25 protein-coding genes, 3 tRNA genes and 1 pseudogene are annotated in these 21,711 nt (G+C 63.1%); 10 read left to right on the top strand and 19 right to left on the bottom strand.

All coding sequences use genetic code 11. The features are described 5' to 3' along the window. Positions 1–31: 31 nt before the first annotated feature. Positions 32–196 (top strand): YhfG family protein, encoded by a 165-nt coding sequence (locus P8H27_RS15685; protein ID WP_289638546.1) that lies wholly within the window; start codon positions 32–34, stop codon positions 194–196. Beyond that, on the top strand, positions 196–795 hold the full coding sequence (locus P8H27_RS15690; protein WP_289638636.1) for a putative adenosine monophosphate-protein transferase Fic: 600 nt from the start codon (positions 196–198) through the stop codon (positions 793–795). The genes P8H27_RS15685 and P8H27_RS15690 overlap by 1 nt, the downstream gene beginning before the upstream one ends. 153 nt (positions 796–948) lie before the next feature. On the opposite strand, the gene P8H27_RS15695 is transcribed toward P8H27_RS15690, so the two are convergent. The 3 genes from P8H27_RS15695 to gfa form a co-directional block, all read right to left on the bottom strand. Next, a complete protein-coding gene (locus P8H27_RS15695) occupies positions 949–1,212 on the bottom strand; it encodes a DNA-binding protein (protein ID WP_289638547.1) in 264 nt (87 codons plus the stop codon). 567 nt (positions 1,213–1,779) lie between these two features. Beyond that, positions 1,780–2,310: a DUF3087 domain-containing protein gene (locus tag P8H27_RS15700; protein WP_289638548.1), complete on the bottom strand. Its 531-nt coding sequence runs from the start codon at positions 2,308–2,310 to the stop codon at positions 1,780–1,782. Between the two features lie 244 nt (positions 2,311–2,554). Next, positions 2,555–3,133, bottom strand: coding sequence for an S-(hydroxymethyl)glutathione synthase (gene gfa / locus P8H27_RS15705; RefSeq protein WP_289638549.1), 579 nt, complete (start codon positions 3,131–3,133; stop codon positions 2,555–2,557). Positions 3,134–3,624: 491 nt separating this feature from the next. Between gfa and P8H27_RS15715 the strand changes: the two genes are divergently transcribed. Together P8H27_RS15715 and P8H27_RS15720 are read left to right on the top strand one after the other, a co-directional pair. Then, a complete protein-coding gene (locus P8H27_RS15715; protein ID WP_289638550.1) occupies positions 3,625–3,903 on the top strand; it encodes a type II toxin-antitoxin system RelE/ParE family toxin in 279 nt (92 codons plus the stop codon). 12 nt (positions 3,904–3,915) lie between these two features. Beyond that, complete coding sequence (locus P8H27_RS15720; RefSeq protein ID WP_289638551.1) at positions 3,916–4,221, top strand: HigA family addiction module antitoxin; 306 nt, start codon at positions 3,916–3,918, stop codon at positions 4,219–4,221. A 72-nt stretch (positions 4,222–4,293) separates the two neighbouring features. Here P8H27_RS15720 and P8H27_RS15725 read toward each other — a convergent pair. The 10 genes from P8H27_RS15725 to P8H27_RS15770 all read right to left on the bottom strand — a co-directional run bounded on the left by P8H27_RS15725 (position 4,294) and on the right by P8H27_RS15770 (position 11,398). Then, positions 4,294–4,370, bottom strand: a tRNA-Met gene (locus P8H27_RS15725). Between the two features lie 77 nt (positions 4,371–4,447). After that, positions 4,448–5,548, bottom strand: a complete 1,101-nt coding sequence (gene ychF, locus P8H27_RS15730) for a redox-regulated ATPase YchF (protein ID WP_289638552.1) — start codon at positions 5,546–5,548, stop codon at positions 4,448–4,450. Between the two features lie 32 nt (positions 5,549–5,580). Then, positions 5,581–6,171: an aminoacyl-tRNA hydrolase gene (gene pth / locus P8H27_RS15735; RefSeq protein WP_289638553.1), complete on the bottom strand. Its 591-nt coding sequence runs from the start codon at positions 6,169–6,171 to the stop codon at positions 5,581–5,583. Positions 6,172–6,240: 69 nt separating this feature from the next. Further along, positions 6,241–6,852: a 50S ribosomal protein L25/general stress protein Ctc gene (locus tag P8H27_RS15740; protein WP_289638555.1), complete on the bottom strand. Its 612-nt coding sequence runs from the start codon at positions 6,850–6,852 to the stop codon at positions 6,241–6,243. 115 nt (positions 6,853–6,967) lie between these two features. Further along, on the bottom strand, positions 6,968–7,909 hold the full coding sequence (locus P8H27_RS15745) for a ribose-phosphate pyrophosphokinase (RefSeq protein ID WP_289638556.1): 942 nt from the start codon (positions 7,907–7,909) through the stop codon (positions 6,968–6,970). 46 nt (positions 7,910–7,955) lie between these two features. Beyond that, positions 7,956–8,030, bottom strand: a tRNA-Gln gene (locus P8H27_RS15750). 55 nt (positions 8,031–8,085) lie between these two features. Next, a tRNA-Gln gene (locus tag P8H27_RS15755) sits at positions 8,086–8,160 on the bottom strand. An 18-nt stretch (positions 8,161–8,178) separates the two neighbouring features. After that, positions 8,179–9,054, bottom strand: coding sequence for a 4-(cytidine 5'-diphospho)-2-C-methyl-D-erythritol kinase (gene ispE / locus P8H27_RS15760; RefSeq protein WP_289638557.1), 876 nt, complete (start codon positions 9,052–9,054; stop codon positions 8,179–8,181). Then, positions 9,051–9,668 (bottom strand): lipoprotein insertase outer membrane protein LolB, encoded by a 618-nt coding sequence (gene lolB / locus P8H27_RS15765; RefSeq protein ID WP_289638558.1) that lies wholly within the window; start codon positions 9,666–9,668, stop codon positions 9,051–9,053. The genes ispE and lolB overlap by 4 nt, the downstream gene beginning before the upstream one ends. After that, on the bottom strand, positions 9,668–11,398 hold the full coding sequence (locus tag P8H27_RS15770) for a tetratricopeptide repeat protein (RefSeq protein WP_289638559.1): 1,731 nt from the start codon (positions 11,396–11,398) through the stop codon (positions 9,668–9,670). Before P8H27_RS15770 ends, lolB begins: the two co-directional genes overlap by 1 nt. 174 nt (positions 11,399–11,572) lie before the next feature. Here P8H27_RS15770 and hemA point away from each other — a divergent pair, with 174 nt between their 5' ends. From hemA to P8H27_RS15800, 6 genes are all read left to right on the top strand, one after another. Then, positions 11,573–12,853, top strand: a complete 1,281-nt coding sequence (hemA, locus tag P8H27_RS15775) for a glutamyl-tRNA reductase (RefSeq protein WP_289638560.1) — start codon at positions 11,573–11,575, stop codon at positions 12,851–12,853. A 9-nt stretch (positions 12,854–12,862) separates the two neighbouring features. Continuing rightward, complete coding sequence (prfA, locus tag P8H27_RS15780; RefSeq protein ID WP_289638561.1) at positions 12,863–13,945, top strand: peptide chain release factor 1; 1,083 nt, start codon at positions 12,863–12,865, stop codon at positions 13,943–13,945. A gap of 166 nt (positions 13,946–14,111) precedes the next feature. Then, a complete protein-coding gene (gene prmC, locus P8H27_RS15785; RefSeq protein WP_289638562.1) occupies positions 14,112–14,957 on the top strand; it encodes a peptide chain release factor N(5)-glutamine methyltransferase in 846 nt (281 codons plus the stop codon). A gap of 19 nt (positions 14,958–14,976) precedes the next feature. Next, positions 14,977–15,738 (top strand): molybdopterin-synthase adenylyltransferase MoeB, encoded by a 762-nt coding sequence (locus P8H27_RS15790; RefSeq protein ID WP_289638637.1) that lies wholly within the window; start codon positions 14,977–14,979, stop codon positions 15,736–15,738. Then, entirely contained in the window at positions 15,722–16,516 is a 795-nt protein-coding gene (gene murI, locus P8H27_RS15795; protein ID WP_374761361.1) for a glutamate racemase, read from the top strand. The genes P8H27_RS15790 and murI overlap by 17 nt, the downstream gene beginning before the upstream one ends. Positions 16,517–16,630: 114 nt before the next feature. Continuing rightward, complete coding sequence (locus tag P8H27_RS15800; RefSeq protein WP_289638564.1) at positions 16,631–17,146, top strand: acyloxyacyl hydrolase; 516 nt, start codon at positions 16,631–16,633, stop codon at positions 17,144–17,146. Positions 17,147–17,410: 264 nt separating this feature from the next. Here P8H27_RS15800 and P8H27_RS15805 read toward each other — a convergent pair whose 3' ends face one another. From P8H27_RS15805 to P8H27_RS15830, 6 genes and pseudogenes are all read right to left on the bottom strand, one after another. Beyond that, positions 17,411–17,728: a YkgJ family cysteine cluster protein gene (locus P8H27_RS15805; RefSeq protein WP_289638638.1), complete on the bottom strand. Its 318-nt coding sequence runs from the start codon at positions 17,726–17,728 to the stop codon at positions 17,411–17,413. 138 nt (positions 17,729–17,866) lie between these two features. Then, positions 17,867–18,394: a DUF2878 domain-containing protein gene (locus P8H27_RS15810; protein WP_289638565.1), complete on the bottom strand. Its 528-nt coding sequence runs from the start codon at positions 18,392–18,394 to the stop codon at positions 17,867–17,869. Continuing rightward, on the bottom strand, positions 18,387–18,614 hold the full coding sequence (locus P8H27_RS15815; protein ID WP_289638642.1) for a hypothetical protein: 228 nt from the start codon (positions 18,612–18,614) through the stop codon (positions 18,387–18,389). The genes P8H27_RS15810 and P8H27_RS15815 overlap by 8 nt, the downstream gene beginning before the upstream one ends. Beyond that, the gene (phrB, locus tag P8H27_RS15820; protein ID WP_289638566.1) at positions 18,611–20,059 is read right to left on the bottom strand and encodes a deoxyribodipyrimidine photo-lyase; all 1,449 of its coding nucleotides are present in this window, start codon (positions 20,057–20,059) and stop codon (positions 18,611–18,613) included. The genes P8H27_RS15815 and phrB overlap by 4 nt, the downstream gene beginning before the upstream one ends. After that, positions 20,056–21,006 (bottom strand): MerR family transcriptional regulator, encoded by a 951-nt coding sequence (locus P8H27_RS15825; RefSeq protein ID WP_289638567.1) that lies wholly within the window; start codon positions 21,004–21,006, stop codon positions 20,056–20,058. The genes phrB and P8H27_RS15825 overlap by 4 nt, the downstream gene beginning before the upstream one ends. A 2-nt stretch (positions 21,007–21,008) precedes the next feature. Continuing rightward, positions 21,009–21,697 (bottom strand): annotated as a pseudogene (locus P8H27_RS15830) (YbgA family protein); the annotation flags it as partial. Positions 21,698–21,711 lie beyond the last annotated feature (14 nt).

Consider the following 21,711-nt stretch of genomic DNA (forward strand, 5'->3'; position numbering starts at 1 on the left):
AACCGAGTGCAAAGCAACCGAGGCGGTGACTGTGACGACCCCAAGCCTGCAAGCCAAAAAGGCCTACTGCGCCAAGACCCGTCAGTCCAACTATGCCGCCAGCCTTCGGCTTGAGGGCTACGACACTACGCCCGCCGATGCAAAGCGCCCGCTACCCACGCGCGAATCTGTGCTGAACACCTACCGGCAGGGCTGATTCTGGATAAATATGGCGTCGGCCAGGATCCTTACTGCTACCCAGGCACTGCCGTTCTGCGCAACCGCCTGGGGCTCCGTGACGATGCCGCACTGAATCAGGCAGAACACGACCTTTCGGCAATCGCTGCCAGCGAAATCGATTTTGAACTCCCGCCTTATGACCTCGCTTACCTTAAGCGAATCCATCTGCATCTCTTCAAAGACCTCTACGACTGGGCCGGTCAGCTACGCACAGTCGACATCTCCAAAGATGACACCCACTTCTGCAACGTCAGCCGGATAGAGCCGGAAGCCGAAAAGCTCTTCCGTGCTTTAGCTCAGGCTGGCTGGCTTGAGGGGCTTGATCGTGCCGCCTTGGTGACCGCTGTCGCTGAGTATTTTGGCGATCTCAATGTCATCCACCCCTTTCGAGAAGGCAACGGCCGCGCCCAGCGCATTCTGTTCGAACATGCCATCGTGAACGCGGGTTATGAGATTAGCTGGTGGGCCGTCGACGAGTTGGAGTGGATTCAGGCCAATATTGACGCGGTGGTTTGCGATTACTCCGCATTGATCCGCGTTTTCGATAGATGCGTCGGTGGCCAGATCGCCACCTGAATGGCTGGCTACTCTGGCGAGTTTGCGCATTGGGTTATGAATGGCTCTGTACCCGTTAGGTGTTGCATGGAGGCGGCAGGTTTTGTCCGCTGCGTATGCTGGTGTGGGCAGGGTCAGCAGTGCTCGCCACCCCGTAGCCCGGATTGCATCGGGCTACGGCCTAGTCGTGCTTTGCTTGGCCTCGTCGTACTCCGGGCTGGTCTGATTGCTTTCCGGCATGACTTCCCCGGTCATCAGCCACCATCTGTACTGTGGGAACACTCGCCCAAGTATCTCGATTTCGTCTGCCCCGATCCTGGCTTTTCCGCGCTTGATGTTCTGCCATCGCACGTAATCGGTGCTCCCGCTCTCCGCTAGCTCTTTCAAGCTGGCCAGCTCAAGCAATTGAAGCCCTCTATCAGAAATTCCTTCGCTCATTAGTAAATGCCATAAACGTTCTATGTACATTTCTGGCCTTTTGGGTAATACGTGATTATGTATCTATTACATATATTGCCGTCGTAGGCGCAGCTATTCGCCGGATTATAGGGGCTTTGCATGGGGCAGTCCGCACTGGACTTCAACATTCAGGGAAACACCAGCCGAGCGCCTTGCACTCCGCCATTCCCCTCAGCCACAGCGCAAGGGCGCGCATTCGAACAAGCAGGAGGCTACGACCATGGATAGAACCTATGTCCCACTCACCCTGATGCGCCACAACCGGCCGTTGCGCGGGGTGTTGATCGATGGCCAGCCCTGGCTGTCGCCCGCGATTTCGGCCTGTTGATCGGGCATCGGCACCCCGAGCGGATCTGCCGGTTGATGGACGATGACCAGATCCGCGCCGTGCGCTTCGCCCAGGCGTCTGTTGGCCAGGTGGCTGGGTTGAGCGGTCGGGCTGGGCGGCTCGTAAGGATGCTTACCGGGCGGGCATTGGGGGCGCCGAACATGTTTTTCACGCATCCGCCGCAGCCGCCGCTTTCCCTGCGCGCGCTATCGCTGCGGTTAGCGCGCGGCGGCTTTCTTGATCGTCTCGAGCCAGGCCGGGTTCAGCCGATGCTGCCCGGTATCCATGCCCAGGGTCGCCATGGCCTGCTTGTGCCGGTCGATTTCCGCGAGCATCTGGCTGAGGGCGCTGGAGTTGCCGTCCAGTTGGTGCATCTGGGTCAGGCCCAGGTGATAGAAGCGCAGCAGGTTCATCGCGCTTGGGTCTTGCATCGCGACGCCGGCAGTGACGTGGTGCATGGCGTTGGTGATGCTCATCAGCCTGCGCTTGAGCTGCCAGCCGTAGACGGCCGGGGCCATCCAGGGCTGCTGCCAGAACTTGAACCGTACCAGTGCCACGGTCAGCGCTAGCCCGGCAAGGATGCCGCCCAGATTCCAGCGAAAATTATCGCCACCGGGTTTGCCGAACAGCCACACGGCCAGGGTGGACAGCAGCATGCCCAGCACCAGGAAGATCAGCACAATGATCAGGGTGCTGCGGCGCGTTTGTTGGCGGTATTTCTCAGGATTCAACGGCTTGATCTCGAACATGAGTCCCGCAGGATTCCTCTGTTGAGTGGGTGACAAGGTGGCGGGCATTATCACCCAGAGCCATGGTGCTGGCGCGATTAAGGTTGTGGCTAGGTGTGCTGGCCTTGCCGGTCTTTGCCGCGCTCGGGTGGCGCTGTAGGTGAGCGGGTTGGGGAAGTTGATTGGCGCGCGCAGCGCAGTCAGGGATAAGGGGGCATAAAGTCACCGCGACTTACGCTCGCAAGTGGCTCTGCCCCGCATCAGCTCAAGATTTCAGCACGCCGGCGGCCTTGGCGGTGTGCGTGGCGATCATGTCCATTAGCTCCGGCGACAGGCAGTCGTAGGGCTCCAGGCCGAGCGCCTTCAGCCGGGTGCGCACCGCGCCCATGATTGCCGGGTTGGCGCCCGATTCGATAATCGAGGAGACGAAGGCGGCGAACTGCGGCGCCGACCAGCCCTTGTCCGGCGACAGTTCGGTGTGGATGAAGTCGAACCCGTAGAGGGGATGCGCGCTGTTCTCGATGCGGCCGTACAGGTGCACGCCGCACTGGCTGCAGGCGTGCCGCTGGATGGTGGCTTGGGGGTCGACCAGCGCCAGTTTCTCGGCATGTTCGGTGACCCTGAGCTTGTCGCGCGGCACCACCGCCACCATTGAGAACAGTGCGCCCTTGGGTTTCCAGCACTTGGTGCAGCCGCAGGCGTGGTTGTAGGCCGATTGCGCGTCGATCTGCACCCGCACGGGATCCTCGGCGCAGCGGCAGACGAGGGTGCCGCCGGCGAAATCCTTGGTGCCGGCCTGGATGCCGTTGTCGACCGATGGGTGAATCGAAAATGCGGTTGTCATGACCATCTCCCTAGCTGTTAACGCGAGAAGAAGATCCCGGGCGGCCATGGGAACCGCACAGGGAGGAATTTAAGCGTAGCAGGGGGACGGGGAAGCGGAAGGCCATGTCTAATTAGCGGCAGCAGTAGATATCGGCGCTTAGCCGCCACGTCTCGGCGGAACGGGAAGGGGGGTAGGGCGGACTCAGGAGCGGAGCGAACAGTCCGCCGTTTGCGGGAGACGGCGGACTGCTTCGCGAGTACGCCCTACGCGCTAACCCGCATCCTGCGCCCCTCCTTCGCCAGTCGCTACAGGATGGCGGGCGGGGACATTCTCAGCCTGCAGCGAACCCTCAGGCACTCGTCTATCGCCATGATCATGCGCTATGTCGCCGGGTCATTTGGAGTTTGCTTTGAGGCTGTCCCTGCTGGCTCAGTGTGGCCATGCATCCGTTTGACTGCCCATGAGTTTGGTATATTATTTCTATAACGCTTAACGTTAAGGATTAAAGCGTGATCCTGAATTTCAGATGTGCGGAAACGCAGGCTCTGTTTGAAACAGGCGATTCGCGACGATGGAGAAGCTTCCTGGCTGTCGCAACTAGAAAACTAGCCATGTTGCATGCTGCTGTTGAGCTTCGAGACTTGAGATCCCCGCCGGCTAACAGGCTTGAGGCATTGCACGGTAACCGGGCTGGTCAGTACAGCATCAGGATAAACAGTCAGTTTCGTATCTGCTTTGAGTGGGCAGATGCCGGGCCGGCAAACGTTGAAATCGTCGATTACCACTGAGGAGGTCGCACCATGGCAATTAACGGAATGCGCCCCATCCACCCGGGCGAGATTCTGCGGGAAGAGTTTCTGGAGCCGCTGGATATTACGCCGGCTGCGTTAGCTCGTGCCCTGCATGTGTCTGCTCCAACGGTCAACGATATCGTACGTGAACGCCGTGGCATCACTGCTGATATGGCCATTCGTTTGGGGCGCTACTTCGATACGTCAGCGCAGTTCTGGATGAACCTTCAGAGCGAGTACGCACTGGCCACTACCTTTGCAGCCAATGGCGAAGAGATCGAGCACGAGATTGAACCGTTAGTGGCTCATGGTTAAGAAGGGGTGGCACGCCGTAGTCACTGGCGCACACAAAAAAGGGCTTAGCTTTCGCTAAACCCTTGTTTTGTTTGGTGGCTACGCAGGGACTTGAACCCCGGACCCCAGCATTATGAATGCTATGCTCTAACCAGCTGAGCTACGTAGCCGAGTGGCGCGCATTATTCGCGCTCAGGGCTTTCCTGTCAACCCTGAAGAACGAAATTTTTCGCGCGCGATCAAGCGCTTAGACGTTGAAGCGGAAGTGCATGACGTCGCCGTCCTTGACGATGTATTCCTTGCCTTCCAGGCGCCATTTGCCGGCTTCCTTGGCGCCGGCTTCGCCCTTGTACTGGATGAAGTCGTTGTAGGCGATGACTTCGGCGCGGATGAAGCCCTTCTCGAAGTCGGTGTGGATCACGGCGGCGGCCTGCGGGGCGGTGGCGCCGACCTTGACGGTCCAGGCGCGGACTTCCTTGACCCCGGCGGTGAAGTAGGTCTGCAGGTTGAGCAGTTCGTAGCCGGCGCGGATCACCCGGTTCAGGCCGGGCTCTTCCAGGCCCAGGGCTTCGAGGAACATGTCCTTCTCTTCGCCGTCGTCCAGTTCGGCGATTTCCGCTTCGATCTTGTTGCACACCGGTACTACGGGCGCGCCTTCGGCATCGGCGATGGCCTGTACGATGTCGAGCAGCGGGTTGTCGTCGAAGCCGTCCTCGGCGACGTTGGCGATATACATCACCGGCTTGCTGGTGAGCAGGTGGAAGCCGCGCACCAGTTGCTTCTCGTCGTCGCCCAGGGTCTTGAGCAGGGTGCGTGCCGGCTTGCCTTCGCTGAAGTGCGCGATCAGCTTCTCCAGCAGGGCTTTCTGCGCCACCGCGTCCTTGTCGCCGCCCTTGGCGTTGCGGGTGACTTTCTGCAGTTGCTTTTCGCAGCTGTCGAGGTCGGCGAAGATCAGTTCGAGGTCGATGATCTCGATGTCGCGCTTGGGGTCGATGCTGTTGGCGACGTGGATCACGTTGTCGTCCTGGAAGCAGCGCACCACGTGGGCGATGGCGTCGGTCTCGCGGATGTTGGCGAGAAATTTGTTGCCCAGGCCTTCACCCTTGGAGGCGCCCTCGACCAGGCCGGCGATGTCGACGAACTCCATGGTGGTCGGCAATACGCGTTCGGGTTTGACGATTTCGGCCAGGGCCTCCAGGCGCGGGTCGGGCATGGGCACGATGCCGCTGTTCGGCTCGATGGTGCAGAAGGGAAAGTTCTCTGCCGCGATCCCGGATTTGGTGAGGGCGTTGAACAGGGTGGACTTGCCGACGTTGGGCAGGCCGACGATGCCGCAGTTGAATCCCATGGTGTGTCCCTCGCGCGAATGGCGGTAAAGAGTTAGGAGGAGGCTTTCTGGCTGTGCAGCTTGTGCATCGCTTTGCTCCAGTCGCCTGCGAGCATTTCCGGCAGTACGCCGAGGGCGAAGTCGATGCTGGTGTCCAGCAGTTCCTGCTCGCTGCGCGGGGCGCGGCTGAGGACGAAGTTGGAGACCATGCTGCTGTGCCCGGGGTGGCCGATGCCAAGCCGCAGGCGATAAAAATTATTCTGCTTGCCGAGCTGGGCGATGATGTCGCGCAGTCCGTTATGTCCGCCGTGCCCGCCGCCCAGTTTGAGTTTGGCGACGCCAGGGGGCATGTCGAGTTCGTCGTGGGCCACCAGAATGGCTTCCGGCGCGATGCGGAAGAAATTTGCCAAGGCCGCCACGGACTGGCCGCTGCGGTTCATGAAGGTGGTGGGGATCAACAGGCGAACGTCGCGACCCTGATGGTTGAACTTGCCAACCAGGCCGAAATATTTGCGCTCGGCGCTGAGCGTGGCGCCCTGGCTGCTGGCCAGGCGCTCAACGAAAAGGGCCCCTGCATTATGCCGGGTCTGGTCGTATTCGGGGCCGGGGTTACCCAGGCCGACGATCAGTTGTACGGCAGTCATGTCAGGAGCCCTTTCGTGGAAATAGCCCGGGCGCTGTTGCGTCCGGGCTGTTTTCCGGCGCTGCGAGTATTACTCGGCAGTGCCTTCTTCTGTGTCTTTGGCTACGCGCGAGGCGTGGATGTTGGCCACTGCCAGGTCGTTGCCGTGCGCCAGTGCAACCAGCTCAATGCCGCTAGCCAGTTTCAGGTCGGACAGGTGGACGATCTGGCCGACTTCAACGGCAGCCATGTCGACTTCGATGAATTCCGGCAGGTCTTTCGGCAGGCAGGAAACTTCGACTTCAACCAGGGTGTGGGAAACTTCGCCGCCTTGGGTCTTCACGCCAACCGAGGTTTCCTGGTTGAGGAAGTGCAGGGGTACGTGGGCGGTCAGTTTCTGGCCGGCAACGACACGGATAAAGTCGGCGTGCAGCACGTAGCCTTTGGCCGGGTGGCGCTGCAGGGCTTTGATCAGGACGCTTTCGTTGCTGCCGGCGACGTTCAGGCTCAGCACGTGGCTGAACGAGGCTTCGTTTTCCAGCAGTTTGGCCAGTTCTTTGGCCAGCAGGCTGATCGACTGCGGGGCTTTTTCGCCGCCGTAGATGACGGCAGGAACCATGGCAACGTTACGACGCAGGCGGCGGCTCGCACCTTTCCCCAGGTCGGAACGCACTTCGGCATTCAGGGCAAATTCAACAGTCATTTCACTTCTCCAAAATAACCAAACCGCCCTTCACGCTTGCGACCAGCGACCGGACGGTTAGGTAATAAGCCCCGCCAACACGGCGGGGCGTTTCGCGTTCAGGGCGACTTCCGGGTTAGCGGAACATCGCGCTGATCGATTCTTCATTGCTGATGCGGCGAACCGCTTCGGCGACTACCGGGGCGATATCCAGTTGGCGAATACGCGAACAGGATTGCGCGGCGGCGGACAGCGGGATGGTGTTGGTCACCACCAGCTCGTCGAGTACGGATTTTTCGATGTTTTCGATTGCGCGGCCCGAGAGTACCGGGTGAGTGCAATAGGCGAAGACCTTGGCGGCGCCGTGTTCTTTCAGCGCTTTGGCCGCATGGCACAGGGTGCCGGCGGTATCCACCATGTCGTCGACCAGGATGCAGGTACGGCCATCGACGTCGCCGATGATGTGCATCACCTCGGACTGGTTGGCTTTCTCGCGACGCTTGTCGATGATCGCCAGGTCAACGCCCAGGGACTTGGCGACTGCGCGAGCACGCACCACGCCGCCGATATCCGGGGAGACGATCATCATGTTGTCGAAGCGTTGGTCTTCGATATCGTCCACCAGTACCGGCGAACCGTAGATGTTATCTACCGGGATATCGAAGAAGCCCTGAATCTGATCCGCGTGCAGGTCGACGGTAAGAACCCGGTCGATACCTACTACGGTGAGCATGTCGGCCACGACTTTGGCGCTGATTGCCACGCGGGCGGAACGCGGACGGCGATCCTGGCGGGCATAGCCGAAGTAGGGGATGACAGCGGTGATTCGGGTGGCTGAGGAGCGGCGGAAGGCGTCGGCCATCACCACCAGTTCCATCAGGTTGTCGTTGGTTGGCGCGCACGTCGGCTGAATCAGGAAAACGTCTTTACCGCGAACGTTCTCGTTGATTTCAATCATGATTTCGCCGTCGGAGAATTTTCCGACAGAGGCATCGCCGAGGGGGATGTGCAGCTGACGTACGATACGTCGCGCCAGATCGGGGTTAGCGTTCCCCGTAAAGACCATCATCTTGGACACGCGCAGTACCTGCCGGCTGAGGGTATACCTGGATGAGTATAGAAAATGGCAGGGGCGGCTGGATTCGAACCAACGCATGGCAGGATCAAAACCTGCTGCCTTACCGCTTGGCGACGCCCCTGTATCCGGTGTAACGCAATGCTGCTTATCGGTGTATCGCTGCCCTGGGGCAGAAATGGCAGGGGCGGCTGGATTCGAACCAACGCATGGCAGGATCAAAACCTGCTGCCTTACCGCTTGGCGACGCCCCTGTAACCGATGCTACGCATTCACTTCTTTGCCAATGCTTCAAGCTCGCGGTGCAACATCGAGATGTTGCGGCCTTGTGCCACAAAACTTGGCAGAGTGGCTGGAAGTTGGCGGGCGACTTTACCAGCATCGTCCCTGTTTGGGAAGCTCCCAAACACACAAGCTCCAGTCCCAGTCAGTTTTGCCGATACAAATTTATTCAATAAGATCAGCGCGTTACGTACTTCTGGGTAACGCTTCTCGACGACTGGCTGGCAGTCATTACGACCGCCCCCCTCAAGAAGGCTGCGAACTTTAATGGGCGGCGTATCCCGTGTCAACTCAGGGTCGGAGAAAACTTCCACAGTGCTGACAAGCACTTGCGGAATTGCCACGAGAAACCAGGGCTCGCCGAGGGTCACCGGGGTGAGTTTTTCGCCCACGCCTTCGGCGAAGGCCGCGCGGCCGCGCACGAAAACCGGTACGTCGGCGCCCAGGCTCAGGCCCAGGCTGGCCAGGCGATCTTCGTCCCAGTGCAGTTGCCAGAGGCGGTTAAGGCCGAGCAGGGTGGTCGCCGCATCCGAACTGCCGCCGCCGATGCCGCCGCCCATGGGCAGGCGCTTGTCCAGCCAGATATCGGCGCCCAGGGCGCAGCCGGCCTGCTGTTGCAGTTGACGGGCGGCGCGCACGATCAGGTTGCTGTCGTGGGGGACGCCGTCGATGGGGGTGTGCAGGCGGATCTCGCCGTCGGTACGCAGGGCGAAGCCCAGTTCGTCGCCGAAGTCGAGAAACTGGAACAGGGTCTGCAGCTCGTGATAGCCGTCGGCGCGGCGGCCGAGGATATGCAGCATCAGATTGAGTTTGGCCGGTGCCGGCAGCCTCAGTTCGGCGGCGGCGGGAATTGCTGGCGGGCTCATTGGCCGAGCTGGCGCGGTTGCCAGTCCTTGATCACCAGGGTGACTTGCAGGTCGTGGCCGCTCAGTTTGAGGCGCTCGGGCAGCCAGTAGCCATCTTGCTCGGCATAACGCAGGTATTCGACCTGCCAGCCGTCCTGATCCAGGTGCGCCAGGCGGCTGTCGCGGTCGAGGGTCAAGCGGCTTCTGCTGTCGGGCGCAGGCAGGCCGCGAATCCACCACAGCAGGTGCGAGACCGGCAGGTTGAGGCCCAGTTGTTGCTGCAGCAGTTGTTCGGGAGAGGCGGCCCGGTAGCGCCCCTGGTTGGCGACTTCCAGCTGGAGGTCGCCGGGGCGCCCGGTCAGTCGTGCGGCGCCGCGGCCGAGCGGACCGGACAGGCGGATGTCGTAGTAGTCCTGGCGCTGCAGCCAGAACAGGGTGCCGCTGCCGGAATCCTGCGGGGCGCGAATGCCGACCTTGCCGCTGATCTGCCAGGCGTCGAGGCTGCCGATCTGTTGTTTATGGCTTTGCCAGAGCGCCGGACTGCCTTCGCCCTCGAGGGCTTCGCGCGAGGTCAGGCCGGCGCAGCCGGCGAGCAGGGCAAGCAAACTGAATATGAGGAGCGGGCGAGCAAGCATCAAAACGTCTCTGATCCGGTCAGGCGCAGCAGGGTGCTGCGCAATACTGTGCTGTCGGGTTGTTGTTTAAGGGCGTTGGCCCAGACCTTGCGAGCCTCGCGCTGCTTGCCCTGGGCCCAGAGTACCTCGCCGAGGTGGGCGGCGACTTCATGGTCGGGAAAGCGCCGCAGTGCCTGGCGCAGCAGGCGTTCGGCTTCGGCCAGGTTGCCCAGGCGATAGTTGACCCAGCCGAGGCTGTCGAGAATCGCCGGGTCTTGCGGGTTGAGCTGGAGGGCTTGCTCGATCAGATCCTTGGCTTCGGCGTAGCGCGTGGTGCGGTCGGCCAGGGTATAGCCCAGCGCGTTGAGCGCCATGCTGTTGTCCGGCTCGCGCTCGAGAATGAAGCGCAGATCCTGCTCCAGCAGATCCAGGTCGTCGCGTTTTTCGGCGAGCATGGCGCGGGTGTAGAGCAGGTTGAGGTCGTCGGGGAATTGCTCCAGGGCTTGCTGCACCAGTTGCCAGGCTTGCTCGTGTTGTTGCTGGCTGGCCAGGGCTTCCGATTCGATCAGGTAGAGCTGGATGGCGTAGTCGGGCTGCGCTTCGCGGGCCTGGCTCAGGCGTTGCGAGGCTTCTGCCGCGCGCTGGCTATCGAACAGCAGTTGCGCCTGGCGCGCCTGGGCCGGGAGGAAGTCATTGCCGGGGCCGACCAGGGCGTATTCGATCAGGGCGCTTTGCTTGTCATCGAGGGCTTCGTAGGCGCGCGCCAAATTGTAGTGGGCAGCATCGGCATGGCTGTCGCGTTCCACCAGTTCTTCCAGGTAGACGATGGCCTCGCGCCAGGCTTCGGCTTCCAGGCAGACCAGGGCGAGGGAGAAGCGCAGGTCGTCGTCCTGGGGGAACTGTTGCAGCAGCGAGGCGAACTCGCCTTTGGCGTCGTCCAGACGGCCTTGCTCGACCAGCAGCCGCGCATAGGTCAGGCGCAGGCGTTTGTCGTCGGGGTGCAGGCGGATGCCTTTTTGCAGCAGCGGTAGGGCTTCATCGCCGCGCTTGAGGCTTTGCAGCAGGCGCGCGTGGAGCAGCAGCGGAGTTACCTCGCGCTGTTTGGCCGATTGTGCTTCGAGCAGTTCGAGGGCTTCCTGCGGGCGGTCGTCCTGCTGCAGGAGCAGGGCTTTACCGAATAGCAACTGGCCGTTGTCCGGGTATTTGCTCAGCAGGCGATCGAAGCTTTGCAGTAGGCCGGCGCGGGTATCCGGGTCGGTTTCCATGGCGGACAGGGCGAGAAAGTCGAAGTGGGTGTCGCCTTTGCCTTGCAGTACCCGCTCCATATGCAGCATGGATTCGTCGTAGCGGCCGGCGCGCGCTAACTGAATGGCGGCGGCACGTTGGGCGTCGAGGCTGTCCGGGGCGTTTTTCGCCCAGATCAAGGCGGTATCCAGCGCCGCTTGCTCGGCGCCGAGGTATTCGGCAATCCGGAAGCCGCGTTCGGCCACGCCGGCGTCCTGGGTCGCCTTGGCCTGTTGCACGTAGTTGCCGATGGCGATATCGAAGCGGTTGCGCTGCCCGGCCAGTTCGGCGGTGAGCAGGGCGAGCAGGGTTTCCTGGCTGAACGAGCCATAGACCTGGGGCTGCGGCGCTTCTGCTACTGGGGAGGCCTCTTCCACTGGCGGTGTGCCGTCTGGCGCGGAGGCGGTAAATGTCTGGCAGCCGCCGAGCAAAGCGAGGGCGGCCAGCAACGCGAATGATCTATTCATAGAGAGAACGGCGACTTACCTGCGGTCGGGGCATCATGACACAAGCCGTAGGGCAAGCCCATGGGGCAAGGCCCGATAGCTGGTGGGTGTCTATAAGACAATATTCGGTGGTGGTTGTTCTCACTCTGTCGAAGTAGGACAATTGCGCGCTTATCTCCCTGTCAGCGACTTTGCATGGCCTTTATTGCCCTCGGTATCAACCATAAAACCGCTTCGGTGGCTGTACGCGAACGTGTGGCTTTTTCTCCGGAGCAGTTGGTCGAGGCTTTGCAGCAGCTTTGCCAGCGCACGGCCAGCCGCGAGGCGGCGATTCTGTCGACCTGCAACCGCAGTGAGCTGTACCTCGAACAGGACGTGCTGAGCATCGATGGGGTGTTGGTCTGGTTGGCCGACTACCACCAGCTCAGTCTCGACGAGCTGCGTGCCTGTGCCTATGTGCTCGAGGACGACGCCGCGGTGCGCCATATGATGCGGGTGGCCTCGGGGCTGGACTCGATGGTGCTGGGCGAGCCGCAGATTCTCGGCCAGATGAAGTCCGCCTACGCCGTGGCCCGTGAGGCCGGCACCGTCGGCCCGCTGCTCGGGCGCTTGTTCCAGGCCACCTTCAGCACCGCCAAGACCGTGCGCACCGATACCGCGATCGGCGAGAATCCGGTGTCGGTGGCGTTTGCCGCGGTGAGCCTGGCCAAGCAGATCTTCAGCGATCTGCATCGCAGTCAGGCGCTGCTGATCGGTGCCGGCGAGACCATCAGTCTGGTGGCGCGGCACCTGCACGAGCAGGGCGTCAAGCGTATCGTGGTGGCCAATCGCACCCTGGAGCGCGCCAGTAGCCTGGCCGAGCAGTTCGGTGCGCATGCGGTGCTGCTCTCGGACATCCCCCAGGAGCTGGTGCACAGCGACATCGTCATCAGTTCGACGGCCAGTCAGTTGCCGATTCTCGGCAAGGGTGCGGTGGAAAGTGCGCTGAAGCTGCGCCGACACAAGCCGATCTTCATGGTCGACATCGCCGTGCCGCGCGATATCGAGGCCGAGGTCGGCGAGCTCGACGATGTTTACCTGTATACCGTCGACGATTTGCACGAGGTGATCGCGGAGAACCTGAAAAGCCGCCAGGGTGCGGCGCAGGCGGCCGAAGAGCTGGTCGCCGTCGGGACCGAGACCTTTATGCTGCGCCTGCGCGAGCTGGCCGCGGTGGATGTGCTCAAGGCCTATCGTCAGCAGGGCGAGCGCTTGCGTGACGAAGAATTGGCCAAGGCCCTGCGCCTGCTCAGTAACGGCAGCTCGGCCGAGGATGTGTTGGTACAGCTGGCCCGCGGTTTGACCAACAAGCTGTTGCATGCGCCCAGTGTGCAGCTGAAAAAGCTCTCTGCCGATGGCCGTGTCGATGCGCTCGGTGTGGCCCAGGAACTCTTTGCCCTCGATGAGGGCGCGCCGTCCAGCTCGGTCAATAAATAAAGGCTTGCAATGAAAGCGTCACTGATCAACAAACTCGACATACTGCAAGACCGCTTCGAAGAGCTGACCGCGCTGCTTGGCGATGCCGAGGTGATCGGCAATCAGAACCAGTTCCGGGCTTATTCGCGGGAATATGCCGAGATCGAGCCGGTTAATCGCGCGTTTCAGGCGTTTCGCAAGGTGCAGGCCGATCTCGAGGGTGCCCAGGCCCTGCTCAAAGACAGCGACCCGGACATGCGTGAAATGGCCGAGGAAGAAGCCAGCGCGGCTAAAGCAAAGCTGATCGAGCTGGAGGACAACCTGCAGCGCATGCTGTTGCCGAAAGACCCCAGCGACGGCCGCAACGTCTTTCTCGAAGTGCGCGCCGGAACCGGCGGCGACGAGGCGGCGATCTTCTCCGGCGACCTGTTCCGCATGTATTCGCGCTATGCCGAACGGCGTGGCTGGCGGGTCGAGATTCTCTCGGCCAGCGAAGGCGAGCACGGCGGTTATAAGGAAGTGATTGCCCGGGTCGAAGGCGACAATGTCTACGGCAAGCTCAAGTTCGAGTCCGGCGCCCACCGCGTACAGCGGGTGCCGGAAACCGAATCCCAGGGCCGCATCCACACCTCGGCGTGCACCGTGGCGGTGTTGCCCGAGCCGGATGAACAGGCCGCCATCGACATCAACCCGGCCGATTTGCGCATCGACACCTACCGTTCTTCCGGTGCCGGTGGCCAGCACGTCAACACCACCGACTCGGCGATCCGCATCACCCACATTCCCAGCGGCACCGTGGTCGAATGCCAGGAAGAGCGTTCCCAGCACAAGAACCGCGCGCGGGCCATGGCCTGGTTGTCGGCCAAGTTGAAGGATCAGCAGGAAGCCGCCGCGCACAAGGAAATTTCCGACACGCGCAAGCTGCTGGTGGGTTCCGGTGACCGCTCCGAGCGCATCCGCACCTACAATTTTCCCCAGGGCCGGGTCACCGATCACCGCATCAATCTGACCCTGTATTCGCTGGGCGAAGTGATGGCCGGTGGCGTCGATGCGGTGATCGAACCGCTGCTCGCCGAATACCAGGCCGACCAGTTGGCCGCGTTGGGCGATTGATGAAGACATACTATTGCGTAGCCCGGATAGGCCGCGGTACGCGGCGCAATCCGGGACGCGCGGCTCCCGGATTGCGCTGACGCTTATCCGGGCTACGGAGCGGGCTTGCTCGCGATGCTTGACGCTCTTTGATCGCCAGTAAGCTGGCTCCTACGAAAACGCAGCCATGGTCACAATCGAAGCCCTGCTCAACCACGCCGAATTGCCCGACTCGCCGACGCCGCGGCTGGATCTCGAGCTGTTGCTCGGCCACGCCCTGGGCAAGTCGCGCAGCTACCTGCACACCTGGCCCGAGCGTGAAGTCGACGCCGCACAGGGCGCGCGCTTTGCCGCCGCCCTGGCGCGGCGTCAGGCCGGCGAGCCGGTGGCGCATATTCTCGGTCGCCAAGGGTTCTGGAGTTTGGAGCTGGATGTTGCCGCGCACACCCTGATTCCCCGCCCGGACACCGAGTTGCTGGTGGAAAGCGGGTTGCAGCTGATTCCGGCCACGCCCGCGGCGGTGCTCGACCTGGGCACCGGCACCGGCGCGATTGCCCTGGCCCTGGCCAGCGAACGACCGGCCTGGCAGGTGAGCGGTGTCGATCGGATACCGCAGGCGGTGGCCCTGGCCGAGCGCAACCGGGCGCGGCTCGGACTGGTTAATGCCGTCTTTGTCGAGAGCCATTGGTTCAGCGCGTTGGCCGGCCGGCGTTATCGGCTGATCGTCAGCAATCCGCCGTATATCGCCGCCGATGACCAGCATCTGCGCGAGGGCGATCTGCGCTTCGAGCCGAGCAGCGCGTTGGTGGCCGGGGTCGATGGGTTGGACGATATACGCCTGATCATCGAACAAGCGCCGGACTATCTCGAGGCGGGTGGCTGGCTGTTACTGGAACACGGTTTCGACCAGGCCGCCGCCGTACGCGGGTTGCTCGCCGCGCGCGGATTTAGCGCGGTGGAGAGCCGGCGTGACCTGGGCGGCCATGAGCGCATCAGTCTCGGACGTTTTCTTCAGCAACAGCCGCATGAGTGACCCCATGAACCAGCAGGACATGTTGAGTGACGAGGAGCTGCTGCGCTACAGCCGGCAGATCCTGGTGCAACAGATCGATGTCGACGGCCAGTTGCGCCTCAAGCACAGCCGCGCGCTGATCGTCGGCCTGGGCGGATTGGGCTCGCCGGTGGCGCTGTACCTGGCCGCGGCCGGGGTTGGCGAATTGCACCTGGCGGATTTCGACAGGGTGGATCTGACCAACCTGCAGCGGCAGATCGCCCATGACACCCACAGCATCGGCCAGAGCAAGGTCGACTCGGCCTCGCAGCGCCTGCTGGCGATCAATCCGCAGATTCGTCTGCAAACCCATCGCCGTGCCCTGGATGCCGATTCGCTGGCGGCGGCAGTCGGCGCGGTGGATCTGGTGCTGGACTGCTCGGACAACTTCGCCACCCGCGTGGCGGTCAACGCCGCCTGCGTGGCGGCGGGCAAGCCGCTGGTCAGTGGCGCGGCGATTCGCCTGGAGGGTCAGCTCTCGGTGTTCGATCCGCGGCGTGGCGACAGCCCCTGTTATCACTGCTTGTACGGTCACGGCAGCGAAGCCGAACTGACCTGCAGCGAGGCCGGTGTGGTCGGCCCGTTGGTGGGCCTGGTTGGCAGCTTGCAGGCCTTGGAGGCCTTGAAGTTGCTGGCGCAGTTCGGCGAGCCTCTGGTCGGTCGCTTGCTTCTGATCGATGCGCTGGGCTCGCGTTTTCGTGAGCTGCGGGTCAAGCGTGACCCGGCCTGCAGCGTCTGTGGCGGTGTTGGCCGTGAGGCATGACGCGCCAATCGGCGTATTCGATTCCGGCGTCGGCGGGCTGTCGGTGCTGGGCGAGATTCGTGCGTTGCTGCCCGACGAATCGCTGCTCTATGTAGCCGACAGCGGGCATGTGCCCTATGGCGAGAAGAGTCCGGAGTTTATCCGCCAGCGCTGTCGATACCTCGCCGCGTTTCTCCTCGCACGAGGCGCCAAGGCGTTGGTGCTGGCCTGCAACACCGCGACTGCGGCAGGGGTCGCCGAATTGCGCGAGCTGTACCCGCAGTTGCCGATCGTCGGCATGGAGCCGGCGGTCAAGCCGGCTGCCGCCGCCACCCGTTCCGGGGTGGTCGGCGTGCTGGCCACCACCGGCACCTTGCAGAGCGCCAAGTTCGCCGCCTTGCTCGACCGCTTCGCCAGCGATGTGCGGGTGATCACCCAGCCGTGCCCGGGCCTGGTCGAGCGGATCGAGGCCGGCGAGCTGGATGGCGCGCAGACTCGCGCAATGCTGCAGGGCTGGGTGCAGCCACTGCTGGCCGAAGGCTGCGACACGCTGATTCTCGGCTGTACCCATTACCCCTTTATCAAGCCGCTGTTGCACCAGTTGCTGCCAGAGTCGGTGCGCCTGATCGACACCGGCGCGGCGGTGGCGCGGCAGCTGCAACGCAGGCTCGGCGAGCGCCAGCTGTTGGCCAGCGGGCCGGCACAGGCGGCGCGTTTTTGGTCGAGCGCCGAACCGCGGCGCATGCAGGCGGTGTTGCCCCGGTTGTGGGGGGAGGCGGCGTCGGTGCGGGCGCTGTAATTGCGCCACGACTGCATGTTTATCTATTGTCAGTCTTCCATTAGGAACAAATATTTCTATACTCCCAGCAGCGATGGGTGGAGCTCCTTCCACCGGGTAAAAAAGGATATGCCAATGAACAAGCTGTTTACTGCGGCTGCGCTTGCGGCTTTGACTATCGGGTCGGTTGGCGCTGCGCAAGCGGCTGACGTGACTTTTGCCATTGGCCAGTCCGGCGACTCGACCATGGTCTACCGGCTGGGCACCCAGTTCGACTTCAACCGCAGCTGGGTGCAGAGCGATGTAGGTCGCCTGACCGGCTACTGGGATGCCGGTTATACCTACTGGGAAGGCGACGAGACGGCCAGCAATCACAGCCTGTCGTTCAGCCCGGTATTCGTCTACGAATTCGCCGGCGAGACGGTCAGACCCTATGTCGAAGCCGGCATCGGCCTGGCATTTTTCAGCAGCACCGAGCTGGAAGACAACGACTTGGGCTCGTCCTTCCAGTTCGAGGATCGCCTGGGCGTTGGCCTGCGCTTCGCCGACCAGGAAGTCGGCCTGCGCGCGCTGCACTACTCCAATGCCGGCTTGAAGGAGCCGAACAACGGCGTCGAGGCCTATACCCTGCATTACCGTTTGAGTTTCTAGCAGGCCGTTGAAAAACTACCTGCGTTGCCGATGCGTCGTTAAAAACAGGCTCAAAATGCTCATTTACAACCCGTAAACTGCGCTTTTGATTCGCTACGCTCCCCCCTTCGGGGCCAGCCTGCGGCTGTTACTGCGCTGCGTTACGTTGCGCCTGTTTTTGCCTAGCCTCGGCTGCCTCGCCTACATTTTTCAACGGCCTGCTAGAGCGCGGCACAAAAAAAATCGGCCGGTCGGCCGATTTTTTATTTCTGCAATAAGCCCGGTTCAGCGATAGATACTGGGCATGCCGCGGCGCTCGTCCAGGCATTCGCTGGAGGCCGTCTCGAACTCGCGGCAGATCAGCGGGCGCACCGCATAGATGGTGCAGCGCATGCTGTCGCGATCCAGCGCCGCGCACCAGCCGTCATCCAGACGCAACATGACTTCGCCGCCCCAGTCGTCGGTGGCGATGAAGCGTGGCGGTACCCCGGTGTCGGTGATCAACATCACTTCCAGCTGGCAGCAGCAGGCGGCGCAGTTGGAGCAACTGACGGCAGCTTCGCTGGGCAATTGGGTGAGGGGGATCTGGCGGTTTTCGGTCATGGCTGCAGTGTACGCCATGTCTGCCTCCCGGTTGCCCGGCTGTCGACGTAGGGTGGCTGGCGCTTGGGTGTAGCGGCGATGCGCCAGGCGGGTCTTGCCTGGCGGCGGCGGGTGGAAAGCGCGCCGCGGTTTTCCACCCTAGGTCGATTGGCGCGCGCGCACGCCTTGTTCGTACTGGCTGCGATAGAGCCTGGCGAAAGCATGCAGCACGGGCAGCACCAGCGCCCAGATCGCGGCGAGCAACACTAGGGTTTGCCAGGTGCCGTAAGGCATGCCGACGCCGGCAAGCTGGGCGCCGCCATAATAGGACAACGGGCCGGCGCAGGCGCCGAGCAGGCTGGCGCGCCACCAGGCTCGGGCCGTCCAGGCCAGGCAATGGTTGAGCGTGGTGGCCAGCAGCAGCCAGAGCAGGGCTAGCCACAGCGGGATCAGGCTGCGCGGTTCGCCGAAGTCGAACACCCCGAGGTTGAGCAAAAAACTGTCCAGGGCGCTGCCGGCGAGAAAGACGCTGAGCAGCAGTTTGCCCTCGGCGGCCCAACTGCTGAACCACCGTAGGTGCACGGCCAATGCCGCCGCGACTATCAGCAGCCACGGGCTGTCGCCGCCGAGTACGCAGGCGAGCCAGCCGAGCTGAAAGAGGAGGGCGTTGGCGATCAGTTTAGGCATCGAGTTTTCCTGGCAGGGGTTGCGGTTGCGTCGCCGGCTTGGCCGGCAGCAATTGTGCGGTGCCGATGGTGCGCTCGATGAAGCCGCCCTCGCAATAGCACAGGTAGCCTGCGCCGGGTCGCACCTGAGCGAAGCCGCAGAAGTCGAAGCGCAGTTCGCTGAGGTTGGCCTTGTTCGGGGCCGCGAAGACCTGGCCGAGCTGGCGCAGGAAGTCGCTCAAACCGGTGGCTCCTGCGCCAGGTGCGGCAGGCGCCTGAAGGCTGCCAGGGCGCGGGTGCGGCTGCTGGCGAGGTCGACAATTGGCCGCGGATAATCCGCCACGCCGAACAGGCCGCCCATGGCCGCCGGGTTGTGGATGTCCTGGTCGTTCAATCCGGCCAACTCCGGCAGCCAGTGGCGGATAAAGCTGCCGTCCGGGTCGAAGCGCTGCGCTTGGCTGAGCGGGTTGAAGATGCGGAAATAGGGGGCGGAGTCGGTGCCGGTCGACGAGCTCCATTGCCAGCCGCCGTTATTGGCGGCCAGGTCGCCGTCGATCAGGTGGCGCATGAAGAAGCGCTCGCCTTCGCGCCAGTCGAGCAGCAGGTTCTTGCTCAGGAACATCGCCACCACCATGCGCAGGCGGTTGTGCATCCAGCCGGTGGCGAGCAGTTGGCGCATCGCCGCATCGATGATCGGCAAACCGGTGCGGCCTTGTTGCCAGGCGGCCAGTTCGTCCGGCGCCTGGCGCCAGGCCACGGCGTCGGTTTGCGGGCGAAAGGCGCGGTGCATGGCGACGCGCGGGTAGCCGACCAGGATGTGTTTATAGAACTCGCGCCAGAGCAGTTCGTTGATCCAGCTGACGACACCGCTGTGGCCGCTGTCGAACTCGCCCCGATTGGCGTGCAGGGCGGTGTGCAGGCACTGGCGTGGCGACAGTACGCCGGCGGCGAGGTAGGCGGACAAGCGGCTGGTGCCGGGTTTGCCCGGAAAGTCGCGTTCGTGCTGGTAGTGGTTGATCTGCTCGTCGGCAAAGTCGAGCAGGCGCCTGTTGGCTTCTTGTTCGCCGGCCGGCCAGAGCTGGCGCAGGCTGGCGTCGGGTTGGCTAAAGCCGGGCACCGCGCCGGGAACGGGGTCGCTGGCGATATTCAGCGGCGCCTGCGCGGTCGGGCGCTTGATCGGCGCGGGCAGGGCGCTGTGCAGGCGCTGGTAGCAGGCCTTGCGGAACTGGCTGTAGACCTGGAAGTAGCCGCCGGACTGGGTCAGCACGCTGCCGGGCCTGAACAATAGCTGATCGAGGTGGCTGTGGAAGCCGATGCCCTGCGCGTCCAGAACCCGGGCCACGGCCTGGTCGCGGCGGCTTTCGTGGACGCCGTATTCCTCGTTGACCTGAACGCTGCCAATCTGCAGCTGCTGGCACAACTCGGCGATTACCCGCGGTGCGGCGCTCCAGTCCTCGGCCTGACGCACCAGCAGGGGTACGTTAAGCGCGGCCAGTTCGCGGGTCAGCTCACTCAGGTTGCGCAGCCAGAAATCGACCTTGCTCGGCGCATCGTCATGGGCTTGCCACTGCGCGGGGCTGAGCAGGAACAGCGCGACCGTTGGCCCGGCCGCCATGGCCGCGGCCAGTGCGCTGTTGTCCTGTACGCGCAGGTCGGTGCGCAGCCATAGCAGTTGTGGCGTGGTCATTGGCTGTCCAGCAGGTGGCGGTCGAAGAGCATTTGCAGGGCGCTAAGCGGGTCATGTGCCATGCCCAGCGCGCTGTTCTGCCGCGCCAGGGCCTGCAACTCCTGACGATGGATGTGCGCCGCCGGGCCGATGACCAGGCACGGGCAGGCGTATCCCGCCTGCAAGCGCGGCCAATGCGCGCTGTTCAGCGCCTGGCTGGAATACAGCAGCAGTGCGCGCGGCTGGATGTGCTCCACGGCCATGGCCAGTTCCGCTGGCGGCAGCGGCCAGTCGAAGACGTTGACCGCCGCGCCGGCGTTGCTGGCCAGCCAGGCGGTGAGCCACAGCCCCGGTTCCATCGGCAAGTCGGAAAGATTGGCCAGCAGCAGGGGCGCGCCGTCCTGCTGGCGGTTGTTGTGGTAGACCCGCGCGGCGAGCTTGCTGCGCAGCCAGGAGTAGAAAAATACCTGCTCGGCCTGGGCGCCGAACTGGCCGCGCCAGCGCAGTTGCAGGGCATCGAGCAGCGGCAGCAGCAGCTGTTGGCACAGGGTATGCGGCGAGTAGAGAGCCAGTTCGCTATTGAAGCACTCGTCCAGGCGCCGTTCGGCCAGGCTGTAGATGGCTGCTTGCAGGCGCTGGCACTTCTCGTCCCACGGCGAGGGGGTTTCGACAACCGCTGGCTGATTGGCGCGCAGCAGGCCTTTGATCTGGCCAACCGAGACGCCGCGCTTGAGCCAGGTGAGGATGGTCTGGATTTGCGCCACATGTTCGGCCGAGTAGAGACGGTGCCCCTTGGGCGTGCGGTGCGGCACGATCAGACCGTAACGGCGCTCCCAGGCCCGCAGGGTCACGGCGTTCACGCCGGTAAGCCGGGCCACCGCGCGGATCGGCAGGCAATCCTTGGCCAGTGCGTGCGGGCAGTCGTCGCCGGCAGCGGCGGGCGAGTCTTGCTGAGTGAGGTCATCCATGTTCAGAGGGCATTACGCAGGCTGAGGATTTCTGGATGGGTTGCAGATAAACCTGCGTGGCCAGGTAACTGTTCGGGTGGCGGCGCAAGTGGTGCTTGAGCAGGGTCAGGGGCACCGCCAGCGGCACGACGCCGTTGCGGTATTGCTCGATCAGGCGCTGCATTTCCTGCCGTTCTGCGCTGTCCAGGGCTCGCTTGAGGTAGCCGCTGAGGTGCTGCAGCGTGTTGCTGTGGCTGCGTCGGGTCGCGCACTTCTTCAGCGCCGCCATCAGCTCGCTGAAGTAACGCGGCGCCAACTGCTGCAGATCATGCTGGTGCAGGTTGCCGAGCAGGCGCCCGAGCGCCTGGTACTGCCGCGGATGGGTGGCCATCAACAGGTATTTGTAGCGCGAGTGGAAGTCCAGCAGGGTCTTGCGGGTCAGGCCGTCGCGCAGCAGTTGCTGCCATTGCGCGTAGGCGTACGCGCGGGCGATGAAGTTCTCGCGCAGAATGGGGGCGTTGAGCCGGCCGTCTTGCTCCACCGGCAGATCCGGGCGTCGGGCACAGAATGCCGCGGAGTAGATGCCGCGGCCCTTGGCTTCGCTGGGGCGGCCGTTGTCCTGGTAAACCTTGACCCGCTCCAGGCCACAGGACGGCGATTGCTGCGTGAAGATGTGGCCGCGCGCTCCCGCCATCTGTGCGCCGTAGGCCGCCTCGGTTGCGCTCT

The organism is Pseudomonas sp. sp1636, assembly GCF_030376615.1.
Taxonomy (GTDB): domain Bacteria; phylum Pseudomonadota; class Gammaproteobacteria; order Pseudomonadales; family Pseudomonadaceae; genus Aquipseudomonas.

What these genes read in the sequence shown, in the direction of transcription:
- P8H27_RS15700 (WP_289638548.1), bottom strand. Translation starts at nt 2,310, where the DNA reads ATGTTCGAGATCAAGCCGTTGAATCCTGAGAAATACCGCCAACAAACG.
- lolB (WP_289638558.1), bottom strand. Translation starts at nt 9,668, where the DNA reads ATGCTTGCTCGCCCGCTCCTCATATTCAGTTTGCTTGCCCTGCTCGCC.
- P8H27_RS15790 (WP_289638637.1), top strand. Translation starts at nt 14,977, where the DNA reads ATGTTGAGTGACGAGGAGCTGCTGCGCTACAGCCGGCAGATCCTGGTG.
- P8H27_RS15740 (WP_289638555.1), bottom strand. Translation starts at nt 6,852, where the DNA reads ATGACTGTTGAATTTGCCCTGAATGCCGAAGTGCGTTCCGACCTGGGG.
- P8H27_RS15825 (WP_289638567.1), bottom strand. Translation starts at nt 21,006, where the DNA reads ATGGATGACCTCACTCAGCAAGACTCGCCCGCCGCTGCCGGCGACGAC.
- P8H27_RS15810 (WP_289638565.1), bottom strand. Translation starts at nt 18,394, where the DNA reads ATGCCTAAACTGATCGCCAACGCCCTCCTCTTTCAGCTCGGCTGGCTC.
- P8H27_RS15720 (WP_289638551.1), top strand. Translation starts at nt 3,916, where the DNA reads ATGGCAATTAACGGAATGCGCCCCATCCACCCGGGCGAGATTCTGCGG.
- phrB (WP_289638566.1), bottom strand. Translation starts at nt 20,059, where the DNA reads ATGACCACGCCACAACTGCTATGGCTGCGCACCGACCTGCGCGTACAG.
- gfa (WP_289638549.1), bottom strand. Translation starts at nt 3,133, where the DNA reads ATGACAACCGCATTTTCGATTCACCCATCGGTCGACAACGGCATCCAG.
- hemA (WP_289638560.1), top strand. Translation starts at nt 11,573, where the DNA reads ATGGCCTTTATTGCCCTCGGTATCAACCATAAAACCGCTTCGGTGGCT.
- ispE (WP_289638557.1), bottom strand. Translation starts at nt 9,054, where the DNA reads ATGAGCCCGCCAGCAATTCCCGCCGCCGCCGAACTGAGGCTGCCGGCA.
- prfA (WP_289638561.1), top strand. Translation starts at nt 12,863, where the DNA reads ATGAAAGCGTCACTGATCAACAAACTCGACATACTGCAAGACCGCTTC.
- prmC (WP_289638562.1), top strand. Translation starts at nt 14,112, where the DNA reads ATGGTCACAATCGAAGCCCTGCTCAACCACGCCGAATTGCCCGACTCG.
- ychF (WP_289638552.1), bottom strand. Translation starts at nt 5,548, where the DNA reads ATGGGATTCAACTGCGGCATCGTCGGCCTGCCCAACGTCGGCAAGTCC.
- P8H27_RS15800 (WP_289638564.1), top strand. Translation starts at nt 16,631, where the DNA reads ATGAACAAGCTGTTTACTGCGGCTGCGCTTGCGGCTTTGACTATCGGG.
- P8H27_RS15695 (WP_289638547.1), bottom strand. Translation starts at nt 1,212, where the DNA reads ATGAGCGAAGGAATTTCTGATAGAGGGCTTCAATTGCTTGAGCTGGCC.
- P8H27_RS15805 (WP_289638638.1), bottom strand. Translation starts at nt 17,728, where the DNA reads ATGACCGAAAACCGCCAGATCCCCCTCACCCAATTGCCCAGCGAAGCT.
- pth (WP_289638553.1), bottom strand. Translation starts at nt 6,171, where the DNA reads ATGACTGCCGTACAACTGATCGTCGGCCTGGGTAACCCCGGCCCCGAA.
- P8H27_RS15770 (WP_289638559.1), bottom strand. Translation starts at nt 11,398, where the DNA reads ATGAATAGATCATTCGCGTTGCTGGCCGCCCTCGCTTTGCTCGGCGGC.